11 protein-coding genes are annotated in these 14,338 nt (G+C 72.4%); 5 read left to right on the top strand and 6 right to left on the bottom strand.

Annotation, left to right across the window (positions count from 1 at the left end; genetic code table 11):
• Positions 1 to 381 precede the first annotated feature (381 nt).
• The 5 genes from AC3CHW_RS23415 to AC3CHW_RS23435 form a co-directional block, all read right to left on the bottom strand.
• Positions 382 to 639 (bottom strand): heavy-metal-associated domain-containing protein, encoded by a 258-nt coding sequence (locus tag AC3CHW_RS23415; RefSeq protein ID WP_176161760.1) that lies wholly within the window; start codon positions 637 to 639, stop codon positions 382 to 384.
• 423 nt (positions 640 to 1,062) lie between these two features.
• Positions 1,063 to 1,263 carry a helix-turn-helix transcriptional regulator gene (locus AC3CHW_RS23420; RefSeq protein ID WP_176161759.1) on the bottom strand — a complete coding sequence of 67 codons (201 nt, stop codon included), beginning with the start codon at positions 1,261 to 1,263 and terminating at the stop codon, positions 1,063 to 1,065.
• Positions 1,264 to 1,451: 188 nt separating this feature from the next.
• Positions 1,452 to 2,468, bottom strand: coding sequence for a Gfo/Idh/MocA family protein (locus tag AC3CHW_RS23425; RefSeq protein ID WP_488467751.1), 1,017 nt, complete (start codon positions 2,466 to 2,468; stop codon positions 1,452 to 1,454).
• A gap of 72 nt (positions 2,469 to 2,540) precedes the next feature.
• Entirely contained in the window at positions 2,541 to 3,560 is a 1,020-nt protein-coding gene (locus AC3CHW_RS23430) for a Gfo/Idh/MocA family protein (protein ID WP_488467752.1), read from the bottom strand.
• Between the two features lie 179 nt (positions 3,561 to 3,739).
• The gene (locus tag AC3CHW_RS23435) at positions 3,740 to 4,663 is read right to left on the bottom strand and encodes a sugar phosphate isomerase/epimerase family protein (RefSeq protein WP_176161756.1); all 924 of its coding nucleotides are present in this window, start codon (positions 4,661 to 4,663) and stop codon (positions 3,740 to 3,742) included.
• A 274-nt stretch (positions 4,664 to 4,937) separates the two neighbouring features.
• Here AC3CHW_RS23435 and AC3CHW_RS23440 point away from each other — a divergent pair, with 274 nt between their 5' ends.
• The 5 genes from AC3CHW_RS23440 to AC3CHW_RS23460 all read left to right on the top strand — a co-directional run bounded on the left by AC3CHW_RS23440 (position 4,938) and on the right by AC3CHW_RS23460 (position 11,758).
• Positions 4,938 to 5,993, top strand: a complete 1,056-nt coding sequence (locus AC3CHW_RS23440; RefSeq protein WP_488467753.1) for a 5-dehydro-2-deoxygluconokinase — start codon at positions 4,938 to 4,940, stop codon at positions 5,991 to 5,993.
• 126 nt (positions 5,994 to 6,119) lie between these two features.
• On the top strand, positions 6,120 to 7,007 hold the full coding sequence (locus tag AC3CHW_RS23445) for a Cgl0159 family (beta/alpha)8-fold protein (protein ID WP_488467754.1): 888 nt from the start codon (positions 6,120 to 6,122) through the stop codon (positions 7,005 to 7,007).
• A 278-nt stretch (positions 7,008 to 7,285) separates the two neighbouring features.
• Complete coding sequence (gene iolB / locus AC3CHW_RS23450; protein WP_488467755.1) at positions 7,286 to 8,257, top strand: 5-deoxy-glucuronate isomerase; 972 nt, start codon at positions 7,286 to 7,288, stop codon at positions 8,255 to 8,257.
• Positions 8,254 to 10,131, top strand: a complete 1,878-nt coding sequence (gene iolD / locus AC3CHW_RS23455) for a 3D-(3,5/4)-trihydroxycyclohexane-1,2-dione acylhydrolase (decyclizing) (protein WP_488467756.1) — start codon at positions 8,254 to 8,256, stop codon at positions 10,129 to 10,131. Before iolB ends, iolD begins: the two co-directional genes overlap by 4 nt.
• 133 nt (positions 10,132 to 10,264) lie before the next feature.
• Positions 10,265 to 11,758: a CoA-acylating methylmalonate-semialdehyde dehydrogenase gene (locus tag AC3CHW_RS23460; RefSeq protein ID WP_398607402.1), complete on the top strand. Its 1,494-nt coding sequence runs from the start codon at positions 10,265 to 10,267 to the stop codon at positions 11,756 to 11,758.
• A 127-nt stretch (positions 11,759 to 11,885) separates the two neighbouring features.
• Here the strand turns inward: AC3CHW_RS23460 and AC3CHW_RS23465 are convergent, their stop codons facing one another.
• A complete protein-coding gene (locus tag AC3CHW_RS23465) occupies positions 11,886 to 14,327 on the bottom strand; it encodes an FG-GAP-like repeat-containing protein (protein WP_488471146.1) in 2,442 nt (813 codons plus the stop codon).
• Positions 14,328 to 14,338: the final 11 nt, after the last annotated feature.

The raw sequence follows: 14,338 nt of genomic DNA on the forward strand, positions 1-14,338 counted from the left end.
GACCCCCGCGAATGGTTACCCCGCTTCTCGTGTGATCTGCGTCTCTTGCCATATGGGGGCGTAGTTGGGCAAGGATCTCCATTTGAATTTCCGGGCGCTCACGTATGGGTGTTGTGCACCCTATGGGGATTTCGTGAAGACGTTCGAGCGGGCGCCTCGCCGCAACCGGTCCCGAGGTCGGCGTCGCGTCACGATCCGGCGGCGGTCCGCATGTGTGAAGCGCTCCCGCGACCACCCGTCGGGGCGACGGTCGTGACGTCGGGAACCCGCCACGTCGGAAACCCGCCCGGGCCGGAGCGTGCGGAGGCCGGGCCGTACGGAACGCCGCTGGGCGGCTCCGTGCGACCCGGCCTCGGGAGGTGCCGGTGGGCGGGGCGGCGGTCAGGCGGCCCGGCCGGTCAGCTCGTAGCCCGCCTCGTCGATGGCGGCGCGGACGGCCTCGTCGTCGAGGGCGGCCGTCGAGACGACGGTCACTTGGCCGCTGGCGGCCTCGGCCTTGACGGACGTGACGCCGTCCAGCGCCGAGACCTCTTCGGTGACCGCGCCTTCGCAGTGACCGCAGGTCATGCCCGTGACCGTGTACACGGTGGTGATGCCGTCGGCGGAGTGGCGCGATTCGGTGGGCGTCTCGGAGGTCATGGGTTCTCCTTTGGGGAAGGTGGCCTGCTGGCGTCGGAGCCCCGGAGTCTCGTCCGGCGCCCCCACAAGCGTCATGTTATACCCCAGGGGGGTATGACGACAGGGGGGCTCGCCACGGAAACGCGTACCGCCTCAGAGTGGCACCCGGTGTCGCCGCCCGCGCCTGTCGCCGGCCCCACCTCGACCCGCGACGCCGCCCCCTGTGCACCCCCGCCTCGTCCCGCCACCGGCCCCGTCTCGGCCCCCGACTCCGCCCGCCGCCGCACCGACCCCACCCGCGAAGCGCCCCCGGGCCGCCCCCTCCCGGCGCGCGTCACGCGACGGCCCCGCACTCCATGGGGCGGGTGCGGGGCCTTGATGGGCATGGGCTTCGGTGTGGGCGTTCGGCGTGGGGCCGGCCCGGGCGGCGGTGCGCGCCGGGCGTCAGGTGTCGCGGCGCGAGCGGTTGCCCGGCCGGCGCAGGACCCAGGCCCGGATGGTGTCCGCGAGCCAGTAGGGCTTGCCGCCCTCCACGACGTCGGGCGCCGGCAGCAGCCCGTGCTTGCGGTAGGAGCGCACGGTGTCTGTCTGGACGCCGATGTGTGCCGCGATTTCCTTGTACGACCAGAGCCTGCGATCAGTCATGTCTCGCGCCTCCCAGAGCACCGCGGCCACGGCGGGGGAACCGTCGGGGGAGTCGCGGTGTAACTGTCGTTGATCACTTGAGCTGCGCCCGGTGAACGACACTGAGTGACCGTCCGCGAACACCTGTTGATGGTCTGTGACAGAAGGGCCGGGTAAGCGTGACGAATGTGACCAAGAGGCGACGGACGCTACGAAACGTCACGGACGCGCTCATTGATTTCGGTGAGGCGTACGGGGCGGTGCTCCGCGCGTGAGAGTTCACACGCCTCGGCCACCAGGAGGGCGTTGAGCGCCTCCTCGCCCGAGCACGGGTTGGCCACCTCGCCCCGTACCGCCCGGACGAAGGTCGCCAGCTCCGCCCGGTAGGCGGCCTCGAACCGGTCCCAGAAGCCGGCCCACGGGCGGGCCGGGCCGCTCGGGCCGGCGGGTTCGGCGGAGGCGAAGGGGGTACGGGCGTCGAGCCCGACCACGAGTTGGGCGCGCTCGCCCGCGAGTTCGGTGCGCACGTCGTACCCCGCGCCGTTGTAGCGCGTCGCGGTCGCCGTGACCAGCGTGCCGTCGTCCAGGGTGAGCAGGGCGGCGGCGGTGTCCACGTCGCCCGCGGCGCGGAAGAAGTCGGCCCCGCCCGCCGAGCCGGTGGCGTACACCTCGCGCACCTCGCGCCCGGTCAGCCAGCGCACGGCGTCGAAGTCGTGCACGAGGCAGTCCCGGATCAGCCCGCCGGACAGCGGCAGGAACGCGGGCGGCGGCGGGGTCGGGTCCGAGGTGACGGCGCGGATGGTGTGCAGCCGCCCCAACGCGCCCGCGCGCACGGCCGCACGCGCCGCCAGGTACCCGGCGTCGAACCGGCGTTGGAAGCCCACCTGGAGCAGGGTGCCGGCGGCCTCCACCGCGCGCAGGGCGGCGATGGTGCCGGCCAGGTCCGTCGCGACGGGCTTCTCGCAGTAGGCGGGCAGCCCGGCGCGGGCCGCGCGGGTGACGAGTTCGGCGTGCGACGCGGTCGCGGTGGCGATCACCACGGCGTCCGGCCGCGCCGCGAACACCCCGTCCACGCTGGCCGCCCGCGCGCCCACGGCCTCGGCGAGCGCGCGGGCCCTGGCCTCGTCGGCGTCGCCGATCACCAGGTCGCCGACGCCGTCCAGGGTGGCCAGCGTCGCGGCGTGGAAGGCGCCGATGCGGCCGGCGCCAAGGAATCCGATGCGCATGGGGTGAGCGTCCCTCCGTGGGCGGCGGCGGTCGCGTCGGGGCCAGCCGCCGTGTGGCCGGGCGACGGGGCGTCAGGTGTACAGGGCCGGGCGCTCGACGAGTTCGGTGGTGGTGCGCCGGCCGGTGGCCTGGGCGGTCACGCCGGCCTCGCAGACGGCCGCCGCGGCGTACCCGTCCCAACTGCTCGGGCCCTCGACCGTGCCGCGGCGGGTGGCGTCCACCCAGCGCTGCACCTGCCGGTCGTACGCCTCGGCGAAGCGGGGCACGAAGTCCTGCGGGATCGTTCCGCCCCAGCGCCCCGCCGAGTGGGTCACCAGGCCGGCCTCCTCGCCGGTGCGGGCGCTGCCGGACTCGCAGACCGCCTCGCAGCGCACCTGGTAGCCGAAGCCGCAGTTGACGAAGATCTCGACGTCCACGACCGCGCCGCCCGAGGTCTCGAAGAGCACGAGCTGCGGGTCGCTCAGGTGCGTGGGGGCGGCGGTGGAGGGGGCGGGCCGCAGCACGGTGACGGCGGTGATCTCCTGGTCGAGCAGCCAGCGGGTGGTGTCGATCTCGTGCACCACCGAGTCGTTGATCATCATCTGGCTGGTGAAGCCGGGCGGCGTGCTGGCGTTGCGGTGCTGGCAGTGCAGCATCAGCGGGCGGCCGAACTCGCCCGCGTCCAGGACCGACTTGAGGCGCATGAACCCGGCGTCGTAGCGGCGCATGAAGCCGACCTGTACGCGGCGGTGGCCCAGGCGCTGTTCGGCCTCCAGGACCCGCAGGGCCGCCGCCGGGTCCGGGGTCAGCGGCTTCTCGCACAGCACGGGCAGGTCGTGCTCGAACGCCTGGAGCAGCGCCGCCTCGTGGGCCGGCCCCGGGGAGGCGATGAGGAGGGCGTCCACGTCGGAGGAGGCCATGGCCGCCGCGGGTTCGGTGTACGCGGCGCAGCCCTCGACGCGCCCCGCGACGGCCTTGGCCCGTTCCGCGTCGACGTCCACGACCGCGGCGACCCGGGCGCCGTGGATGACCTCGTCGATGCGGCGTACGTGGTCGGCGCCCATGCGGCCGGTGCCGATGACGGCGACCCCGAGCGGTGGCTGCTGCGGCATGTGCTGGTGCTCCTCTGTGGTGCGGGTGTGGTGCGGTGCGAAGGCGGGTGCGGTTGCGGGCGCGTGCGCCGTGGCCCACGGGCGCGTACGCGGGGCGCGGATGCGCGGGCGTACGGCGGAGGTGGCGGAAGCGGAAGCGGAAGCGGAAGCGGGGGCGACGGGTGAGGGAGCGGGGCCGGTCAGGCGCCGCAGCCGCGGAGGTAGCGGCGGGTGCGTTGGGCGATGGGGAAGGGCTGGTCGGGCGGGCACGGGTACATGTCCTGTTCCACGATCGCGAACAGGTCGATGCCGAGCCCCTGGGCCGCGGTCAGCACGGGCTCCAGGGCGGGTACCCCGGCGGGCGGCTCGCACATCACCCCGCGCTGGACGGCGGGTCCGAACGGCACCCCCTGCTCGACCACGGTCGCCAGGATCGCCGGATCGACCTGCTTGAGGTGCAGATAGCCGATGCGGTCGCCGTACGTCTCGATCAGCTTCACGCTGTCGCCGCCGCAGTAGGCGTAGTGCCCGGTGTCCAGACACAGGCGGACCAGGTCGGGGTCGGTGGCGTCGAGGAAGCGGGCCACGTTGGCCTCGCCGTCGATGTGCGTGTCGGCGTGCGGGTGGACGACGATCTCCAGGCCGTACGTCTCCCGCACCTGGTGGGCCAGGCGCTCCATGCCGGTGGCCAGGTCGCGCCACTGGGCCGAGGTCAGCTCGGGGCTCTCGATGAGTTCGGCGGTCTTGTCGTCGCGCCAGAACGCCGGGATCACGACCAGGTGGCGGGCGCCCATGGCGCGGGTCAGCTCGGCCACCTGGGCGACATGCCGCCAGGTGGCGTCCCAGACGGCCGGGCCGCGATGCAGGGCGGTGAAGACGGTGCCGGCGGAGACGGTGAGGCCGCGCCGGGCGGTCTCGTCGGTCAACCGCGCCGGGTCGGTGGGCAGGTAGCCGTACGGGCCCAGCTCGATCCACGCGTACCCGGCCTCGGCCACCTCGTCCAGGAAGCGCCGCCACGGCACCTGGCGCGCGTCGTCGGGGAACCAGACGCCCCAGGAGTCGGGCGCCGAGCCGACGCGGATGCGGTCCAGGGCGGTGGGGAGGGGCTGGTGGGCAGCGGCCATGGGCGCGCGCTCCTCTCGCCGGTCGGCGCTGACCGGACCGTGGGGTTCCCGGCGGGGCCGGGGCGTATCGGGGACGGACGGCCTCGCTGGGTAGCTTTCCGGCCGCCCCACACCCTGTCAAGGCTTCGTCCTGACATAAGGACGTCACGTCAAAACCCCCCGCGTCGTGCGTCCTCATGGAAGACGTCAGTATGTCAGGACAAAATGTTGACAGGCTGCGTGAGCCGCCGTTAGACCTGTTGTTGAGTTTGCCGGCCGGAGCGGAAGGGCGAGCATGACGCAGCCGTACGACCTGATCACGATGGGCCGGATCGGAGTCGATATCTACCCGCTCCAGACGGGCGTGCCGCTGGCGCGCGTCGAGACGTTCGGCAAGTTCCTGGGGGGCTCGGCGACCAACGTCGCGGTGGCGGCGGCCCGGCTCGGGCGCCGGGTGGCCGTGATCACCCGTACCGGGGACGACCCGTTCGGCACCTATCTGCACGAGGCGCTGCGCGACTTCGGCGTGGACGACCGGTGGGTCAGCGCGGTCGCCGCGTACCCGACGCCGGTCACCTTCTGCGAGATCTTCCCGCCCGACGACTTCCCGCTGTACTTCTACCGCCAGCCCAAGGCCCCCGACCTGGAGATCCGACCGGAGGAACTGGACCTGGACGCGGTGCGGGCGGCCCGGATCTTCTGGATGACCGGCACCGGCCTGTGCGCGGAGCCCAGCCGCGCGGCGACGCTGACCGCCCTCGCCGCCCGCTCCACCGACCAGCCGGCCGCGTCCCGACCAGCCCCCGGCCAGCCAGATACCTCCCGACCAGCCCCCGGCCAGCCGGCCGCCCCCGGCCCCGCCGACCTCGGGGGCGCCCACGCCCCGCGCGCCACGGTCTTCGACCTCGACTGGCGGCCCATGTTCTGGCGCGACCCGGACGAGGCCAGGCCGTACTACGCCAAGGCGCTCCAACACGCCACCGTCGCCGTCGGCAACCTCGCCGAGTGCGAGGTGGCCACCGGCCAGCGGGAGCCGCGCGCGGCGGCCGACGCGCTGCTGGCCGCCGGCGTGGAGCTGGCCGTCGTCAAGCAGGGCCCGGCCGGCGTCCTCGCCGTGCACCGCGACGGCACCACCGCCGAGGTGCCACCGGTCCCCGTCGAGGTGGTCAACGGGCTCGGTGCGGGCGACGCGTTTGGCGGCGCGCTCTGCCACGGGCTGCTGGCGGGCTGGGAGTTGGAGCGCGTCATGCGGTACGCGAACGCCGCGGGCGCCATCGTCGCCTCCCGCCTGGCCTGCTCGTCCGCGATGCCCACGCCCGACGAGGTGACGGACCTCCTCGCCACCCCGTAACGGCCCCGGCCCGCCCCCTCACCCGCGCCCCCGCGCACGCCCCACCCCCTCGGTCCCGCCCGCACGCCCCCCACGTACGCCACCCGCCCGCGGCCCGTTCTGACCAGTTGAGAGTGAGCGACCCCCTTGACCATTCGTATCTCCGACCTCGCGAAGGTGCGGGCCCGGCATCCCGAGGCCATCGCGGAGGCCGCCGCGCGCCGGGCCCGCAGGCCGCTCGTCGGGGCCAACGGGCGGCTCATGATCATCGCCGCGGACCATCCGGCGCGCGGCGCGCTCTCCGTCGGCGGCCGTGAGCTGGCCATGGCCAACCGCACGGAGCTGCTGGAACGGCTGTGCCTCGCGCTGTCCCGGCCCGGCGTCGACGGGGTGCTCGGCACCGCCGACATCCTGGAGGACCTGCTGCTCGTCGGCGCCCTTGAGGACAAGGTGGCGATGGGCTCGATGAACCGGGGCGGGCTGGCGGGGGCCGCGTTCGAGCTGGACGACCGGTTCACCGGGCACCGCGCCCGGGACCTGGCCCGGCTCGGCTTCGACGCCGGCAAGCTGCTCCTACGCATCGACTACGACGACCCCGGCTCGCTCGACACGCTGCTCTCCGCCGCCCGCGCCATCGACGACATGGCCGCCCACCAACTGCCGGTCTTCGTGGAGCCGTTCATCTGCCACCGCACGGCGGGCACGGTCGGCACCGACCTCTCCGCCGGCGCCGTCGCCCACTCCCTGGCCATCGCCTCCGGACTCGCCGGCACCTCCGCCTACACCTGGCTCAAGGTCCCGGTCACCGACGACCCGCGGGACATGGCGCGCGTCATGGAGACCTCCACGCTGCCCGCCGTGCTGCTCGGCGGCGACGTCGGCCAGGGCGCGCGGGACCAGGAGCGGGCGTACGAGAAGTGGCGGCACGCCCTGAAGCTGCCCACCGTGCAGGGCCTGGTGGCCGGGCGCGCGCTGCTCTACCCGGCCGACGGCGACGTGGCCGCCGCCGTCGACACCGCCGTGGGGCTGCTGTGACCCCACCGCCGCCGCCCCACCGACGAACCCCCGCTGGCGCCACCCCGCCGGCGATCCCCGTACGGCCCTCGCTCGATCTCCGTACGTCCCCCCGCTGGCGCTACCCCGCCGGCGACCCCGTACGACCTCCGCTCGACCCCCCCGTACGACCGCCGGAGGACCCGTAACACCTCCGCCGTAGCCGCCGCCGCGCAGAGCCGCCGCACCCGTCGTACGACCGATGTACGACCCTCGTACGACCGCCGCCACCACCGCCTTCCGTAGGAGACGCCGAGCCCATGACCCCCACCGCCCCCCGCACCTTCCACCTGCCGGCCGGCAGCGCGGCCGACGGCCCGTACGCGCTGGCCATCGACCCCGAGCGAGCCGGCTGGGGCTACTCGTCGCTGCGCGTCCTCGACCTGCCGGCCGGCGGCGAGCACGCGTGGGGGACGGGCGACAGCGAGTGGATCGTGCTGCCGCTGGCCGGCGCGTGCACCGTGGCCGTCGCCAGTGCCAGCAGTGCCAGCAACGACGGCAACGACAGCGGCGAACTCTTCACCCTGCACGGCCGGGAGAGCGTGTTCAGCGGCGTCACCGACTTCGCCTACCTGCCGCGCGACGCCCACGCCCGTGTCACCAGCGCCGCCGGCGGCCGGTTCGCGCTGACCGGGGCCCGCTGCGAGCGTGCGCTGCCCGCCCGCTACGGGCCCGCCGCGGATGTGGCCGTGGAGCTGCGCGGCAGCGGCGCCTGTTCCCGACAGGTCAACAACTTCGCGGCGGCCGGGGCCTTCGCGTGCGACAAGCTCATCGCCGTCGAGGTGCTGACCCCCGGCGGGAACTGGTCCTCCTACCCGCCGCACAAGCACGACGAGTACCGCCCGGGCCAGGAGTCCGAGCTGGAGGAGATCTACTACTTCGAGGTCGCCGCCGCGCACGGCACCCCGGGGCTCGGCTACCAGCGGGTGACGCCCTCTGGGCCGGGTAAGGAGACCGACGTGCTCGCCGAGGTGCGCACCGGCGACGCCGTGCTCATCCCCGACGGCTGGCACGGCCCGTCCATCGCGGCCCCGGGCCACGACCTGTACTACCTCAACGTGATGGCGGGCCCCGGTGCCGAGCGCGCCTGGCTGATCTGCGACCACCCCGAACACGCCTGGATCCGGGACACCTGGCCCAGTACCCCCGTCGACCCCAGACTGCCGCTGTACGCCGCGCCCCACGCCGACGGCACGGGGCCCGCCACACCACCCCCGGGAGAGGCCCGATGAGCACCCGCCGGCTGACCGTAGCCCAGGCCCTGATCGCCTTCCTGGCCGCCCAGCACACCGAGCGCGACGGTCACAGACGCCGCCTCATCACGGCTTGTTGGGGCATCTTCGGGCACGGCAACGTCGCCGGCGTCGGCCAGGCACTGCTGGAGTCCGGCCCGACCGCCATGCCCTATCTCCAGGGCCGCAACGAACAGGCCATGGTGCACGCCGCCGTCGGCTACGCACGACAGTGCGACCGGCTCGCCGCCCAGGCCGTCACCACCTCGATCGGCCCCGGCGCCACCAACCTCGTCACCGGCGCGGCGCTGGCCACCATCAACCGGCTGCCCGTGCTGCTGCTGCCCGGCGACACCTTCGCCACCCGCCCCGCCGACCCGGTCCTCCAGCAACTCGAGGTGCCCTACGCCGGCGACATCTCCGTCAACGACGCGCTGCGCCCGGTCAGCCGCTACTTCGACCGCGTCACCCGCCCCGAGGCGCTGATCCCGGCCGCGCTGGCGGCCATGCGGGTGCTGACCGACCCGGCCGAGACCGGCGCGGTCACCCTCGCGCTGCCGCAGGACGTGCAGGTAGAGGCGTACGACTGGCCCGTGGAGTTCCTCGCCGAACGCGTCTGGCACGTGCGCCGCCCGGCGCCCGACCCCGCCGCGCTGGCCGAGGCCGCCGAGGCCGTCCGCCGGGCCCGCCGCCCGCTGCTCGTCGCCGGCGGCGGCGTGCACCACAGCGAGGCCGAGGACGCGCTGCGCGCCCTCGCCGACGCCACCGGCATCCCGGTCGCCTCGACCCAGGCCGGCAAGGGATCGCTGCGCCACGACCATGTGGCCGACGTCGGCGGCGTCGGCCACACCGGCACCGCCGCCGCCAACGACCTGGCCCGCGCCGCCGACCTCGTCATCGGCGTCGGCACCCGCTACTCCGACTTCACCACCGCCTCCAGCACCCTCTTCGCCGACCCCGCCGTCCGCTTCGTGAACCTCAACATCGCCTCCTTCGACGGGCACAAGCTCGCCGCGCTGCCGCTGCTCGGCGACGCCCGCGCGGGTCTTGAGGCGCTGACCGCCGCGCTGGCCGCGTACCGGGTGGAGGCGGCGTACGAGGCGGAGTACGCGGCCGGCAAGCGGCGCTGGGAACGGGTGGTCGAGCGGGCGTACGCCGCGCCGGACGCGGCGGCCCGGCCCACCCAGACGCAGGTCATCGGCGCGCTGGACGCGGTCGTCGGCGACGACGACGTGGTGATCAACGCGGCCGGCTCGCTCCCCGGCGACCTGCACAAGCTCTGGCGCGCCCGCTCCCGGCGCCAGTACCACCTGGAGTACGGCTACTCCTGCATGGGCTACGAGATCCCGGCCGCCATCGGCGTCCGCCTCGCCGCCCCCGACCGGCCGGTGTGGGCGCTGGTCGGCGACGGTACGTATCTGATGCTGCCGACCGAACTCGTCACCGCGGTCCAGGAGGGCGTCGACATCAACGTCGTACTGATCCAGAACCACGGCTACGCCTCCATCGGCGGCCTGTCCGACGCGGTCGGCGGCGAGCGGTTCGGCACCGCCTACCGCTACCGGGCCGCCGACGGCTCGTTCACCGGCCCGCCGCTGCCGGTGGACCTGGCCGCCAACGCGGCCAGCCTGGGCGCCCGGGTGCTGCGCGCCGCCACGGTCGGCGAGCTGCGCGCCGCGCTGGCCACCGCGCGCGAGACGGCGGGGCCCACATGTGTCTACGTGGAGACCGAAACGGCCGACACAGTGTCCAGCGCGCCCGGCACCCACGCGTGGTGGGATGTTCCGGTGGCCGAGACGGCGACCCGACCGGCGGCGGCCAGCGCACGCGAGGAGTACGACCGCCGGGCGACCGCCCGCCGCCGCCACCTGTGACCCCGCCCCGCCCGCCGCCCCCGTCCCGACCCGCCAGCCGTCCCCCCACAGCCCGCGCACCCGCGACCCACCCCCGACCCGCGGCGCCCCGCTCCCGCCCCGCGTGCCGCCTCACGAGAAAGGTCTCCCTGGTATGCAGACCATCGACCACTGGATCGACGGCAAGCCCGTGGAGGGCACGTCCGGCACGTACGGGCCGGTCACCGACCCGGCCACCGGCGTCCAGACCACGCGGGTGGCGCTCGCGTCGGCGACCGAGGTGGACACGGCCGTCGCCGCGGCCAAGGCCGCCTACGCCACCTGGGGCACCTCGTCGCTCGCGCAGCGCACCGCGGTCCTCTTCCGCTACCGCGAGCTGCTCGACGCGCACCGCGACGAGATCGCCGACCTGATCACCGCCGAGCACGGCAAGGTGCACGCGGACGGCCTCGGCGAGATGGCCCGCGGCCTGGAGATCGTCGAACTGGCCTGTGGCATCCCGCAGTTGCTCAAGGGCGAGCTGTCCTCGCAGGTCGCCACGCGGGTCGACGTGGCGGCGATCCGACAGCCGCTGGGCGTGGTGGCCGGCATCGTGCCGTTCAACTTCCCCGCCATGGTGCCGCTGTGGATGTTCCCGCTGGCGATCGCGTGTGGCAACACGTTCGTGCTCAAGCCGAGCGAGAAGGTGCCGTCGGCGGCGTACCGGCTGGCCGAACTCGCGGCCCAGGCCGGCCTGCCGGACGGCGTGCTCAACATCGTCAACGGCGACCGGGTGGCCGTCGACCGCCTCCTGGAGCACCCCGACGTGGCGGCCGTCAGCTTCGTGGGCTCGACCCCGGTCGCCCGGCACATCCACGCCACCGCCACCGCCAACGGCAAGCGCGTACAGGCCCTGGGCAGCGCCAAGAACCACATGCTCGTGCTGCCCGACGCGGACCTGGACGCCGCGGCCGACGCGGCGGTCTCGGCGGCCTACGGCTCGGCCGGCGAGCGCTGCATGGCCGTCTCCGCGGTCGTCGCCGTCGGCGCCACCGCCGACCCGCTCATCGAGAAGATCACCGAACGCGCCGCCAAGATCAAGATCGGCCCCGGCGGCGACCCGACCTCCGAGATGGGCCCGCTGATCACCCGGGCCCACCGGGACCGCGTCGCCTCGTACGTGCACGGCGCCAGCGCCCAGGGCGCCGAAGTGGTCCTGGACGGCACGGACTTCACGGTCGAGGGCAAGGAGGACGGCTACTGGATCGGCCTGTCCCTGCTCGACAAGGTCTCCGTGGACTCCGACGCCTACCGCGACGAGATCTTCGGCCCGGTCCTGTCCGTGCTGCGGGTGGACACCTACGAGGAGGGCGTCGAGCTGATCAACGCCTCCCCGTACGGCAACGGTGTCGCGATCTTCACCCGCGACGGCGGCGCCGCCCGCCGCTTCCAACTGGAGATCGAGGCGGGCATGGTGGGCGTGAACGTGCCGATCCCGGTCCCGGTCGGCTACCACTCCTTCGGCGGCTGGAAGGACTCGATCTTCGGCGACCACCACATCTACGGCAACGACGGCGTGCACTTCTACACCCGCGGCAAGGTCATCACCACCCGCTGGCCCAACCCCGAGGACGCCGGCGTCGACCTGGGCTTCCCCAGCCACCGCTGACCCGCCCGAGCCCCCCGCTCACCCACCGGCTCCCCGGCCCGCCGCCGCAGCGCCCCTGCCGCTGGCGGCGGGCCCTCCCCCCTCGCCCCGCCGACCCGTCCCCCCGGTCGGCGGGGCGAGGCGTGCCTTACGGGTGGAAGGAGTTGAAGTAGTTTGCCGGGAGTTTGTTGAGCCAGGCGTGGGTGACGCCGGTCCAGCCGATGCGCATAAAGTCATCCTTGCCGTCGCCGTCGAGGTCGGCGAACTGGATGTCCTTCGGCGGAAGATCCCCGTCAGCGGCGATTTTGCCGATGTCGCGGTAGGTTCCGCTCGCGCCTGTTGCCCCTTCGTTGATCCAAGCTCTGGCGCCGCCCCTGGGAGTGATCAGTATCCGGTCGGCGCGACTGTCCCCGTTGATGTCGGCGTATCTGATCTCCCTGGGCTTCTGCAGGGCGCGGCCGATGGTTTGGGGAGGCGTCCAGTCCAGCCATGTACGGCCAGTTTCGCTCTGGAAGCCCCTGTTGAGCCAGGCGGTCGTCGTGCCGTCCGCTTTGATCAGCAGATAGTCGTCCCGGCCTCCCCCCGTGACATCGGCGAACCGGATCTTGGTGGTCGGGTCGGTGTTAAGGATTTCCCCTTGCGACCCCTCGTCATAGACATGGGCGTGGCCGTTGTACTTGTTCATACACATGCGCTGACCAGCCGGGTTCTCGGCCTTCCAGGTGTAGGCGTGTATCCGCCCTTTCAAATCGACTACGGCGCAGTCCGGGAATCCGTCACCGTCGAGGTCGCCGAAGCGTAGCTGATTGCCGACCGCCCCGGCGGGGGGTGTATAGGAGTTACTGCCTTCAACGAAAGGCATCCAGTTCTTGCCGGAGGGGCCGCTGTTCCACCAGAATCGGAAATTCTGCTTCTCGTCGACCGTCACGAACTCGGCCTTGCGGTCCTTGTTCACGTCGACCATCAAGAACCGATTCGTGGAGGGAAACTGCTGGGCCTGGATGACGCCGCGGTCCTCCCAGTCAGGCCCCAGCTGGCTGGAGCCGTTGTCACCGACGCCGGTGCCGTCGTCCTTTGTCGGACAGGCGTCGGATGCTGTTTCAGGATCCTGTCCCACCGGTTCCAGGATCCAACCCCGGTCGTTGGCCACGTTGGCCGCCTTGATGAAGGCCGCGCCGATCTTGTCGTAGCCCCGATCGGTGGGGTGGATGCCGTCATAGGTGTGGATGTCGGCGGGTTCCAGTGCGGTGGTGTCCGTGTACACCACCGACAGACCGCGTGCCACGAACCGGTCTACGAGAGCGGGGATCTGGGCGGTGAACGCCTCTCCCCTCGCGTTCTTGGCAGGGTCGTGGAAGGGCTGCATTCCAGCCACCAGCACCGTGGCCCCCGGGACGTCATCGGTGATCTGGTCAATCAGTTTTTCCAGCCGGCCGATCGCGCCATCCATCTGAATGTTGTAGATCACGTCGTTGCCGCCGGCAATGAGCGTGATGACGTTGGGAAGGTAGCGCTTGACGGAGCAGTCGGCCTTGCCGGCGATCTCGTTGATGGCATATCCGCGCCAGCCCTCGGTCTCCCGGTCCGACATCGTCCCCACCCGGATTGATCCCACCCAGTCCACGTCGGGGGTGGCGTCGTCGCTGCCCAGCGTTCCCATCTCGGCGACGGCACGTGCGCTGGCGTTGCCGGCCTGCTGGGCGTTGCGCTCGGCGATCGCCTGGAGTCCCACGTCGACGGTGTCCCGGTAGCCGTTCCCGTCGGAGCTGCCCTCGCCATAGGAGCTGGACGACCCCAACGCCATGACATTGATTGACCGCCGCCTGAGCTCGTCGTGAAATTTGTACACCTTCATCTGAGCCGTCCTTTGCAGCCACTCATACGCGCAGTCGACCTTCGGCGTGCAACCTGGCGAATCGTAGACCGGGGATATATAAGCGTTCGCCGGGCGATCCGGCTCGATCTGGCTCTGCGATACAACGCCGGTGACGACACGGACCCGGCGAGCCCAGGTCCCGGACGGCCCGCCGGAGTCTCCTTCGTGTATCCGTGCCTTGATCGCCCGAACCTTGTACGCGGGACCGTTTGCGCTGTCCTTCAGCCCGTCCTCGTTGTCGTTCACCTTCGTTGCCGCGCCCTTGAGGTCGGGTGACGGTTCACAGCCTTTACATGTTCTCCCCCAGCCGTAGGACTCGAGCTGCTGCCTTAGGCGCACCCTCTCATTCGGCCCCAACTCGGCGTACGGATAACCATTGGTGTTCAGCGGCCCGTCAGATTCGTACGTTCCCAGTACCGCCAGGTCGTGCAGATACTCCGCTGAGGATATGTGGTACTTGGAGCCTTCTCCCGCAACCGTGGAACCCGCCCGCACATAGAATGAATCGGGTAATGCATATTTGAAGCAGTGTTTGGCGGTCAACACCCGGTGAGGAGCTGTGGCGACCCCCGCACAGACGTATTTGTCCGGAGCGCCATCCGTGCCCTTATACCATATCTGAACCATGTCGGTTCCGTGCGATTTAGGGGCGATGAACCCGTCCTCTACGGCATTCGCCGGAGGCGCAGGGGCCACCAAAAGGGTCCCGGACATCAGGATGGAGG

It is taken from the genome of Streptomyces sp. MGP-BFMKR1 (genome assembly GCF_057766585.1).

What these genes read in the sequence shown, in the direction of transcription:
- AC3CHW_RS23415 (WP_176161760.1), bottom strand. Translation starts at nt 639, where the DNA reads ATGACCTCCGAGACGCCCACCGAATCGCGCCACTCCGCCGACGGCATC.
- AC3CHW_RS23420 (WP_176161759.1), bottom strand. Translation starts at nt 1,263, where the DNA reads ATGACTGATCGCAGGCTCTGGTCGTACAAGGAAATCGCGGCACACATC.
- AC3CHW_RS23425 (WP_488467751.1), bottom strand. Translation starts at nt 2,468, where the DNA reads ATGCGCATCGGATTCCTTGGCGCCGGCCGCATCGGCGCCTTCCACGCC.
- AC3CHW_RS23430 (WP_488467752.1), bottom strand. Translation starts at nt 3,560, where the DNA reads ATGCCGCAGCAGCCACCGCTCGGGGTCGCCGTCATCGGCACCGGCCGC.
- AC3CHW_RS23435 (WP_176161756.1), bottom strand. Translation starts at nt 4,663, where the DNA reads ATGGCCGCTGCCCACCAGCCCCTCCCCACCGCCCTGGACCGCATCCGC.
- AC3CHW_RS23440 (WP_488467753.1), top strand. Translation starts at nt 4,938, where the DNA reads ATGACGCAGCCGTACGACCTGATCACGATGGGCCGGATCGGAGTCGAT.
- iolB (WP_488467755.1), top strand. Translation starts at nt 7,286, where the DNA reads ATGACCCCCACCGCCCCCCGCACCTTCCACCTGCCGGCCGGCAGCGCG.
- iolD (WP_488467756.1), top strand. Translation starts at nt 8,254, where the DNA reads ATGAGCACCCGCCGGCTGACCGTAGCCCAGGCCCTGATCGCCTTCCTG.
- AC3CHW_RS23460 (WP_398607402.1), top strand. Translation starts at nt 10,265, where the DNA reads ATGCAGACCATCGACCACTGGATCGACGGCAAGCCCGTGGAGGGCACG.
- AC3CHW_RS23465 (WP_488471146.1), bottom strand. Translation starts at nt 14,327, where the DNA reads ATGTCCGGGACCCTTTTGGTGGCCCCTGCGCCTCCGGCGAATGCCGTA.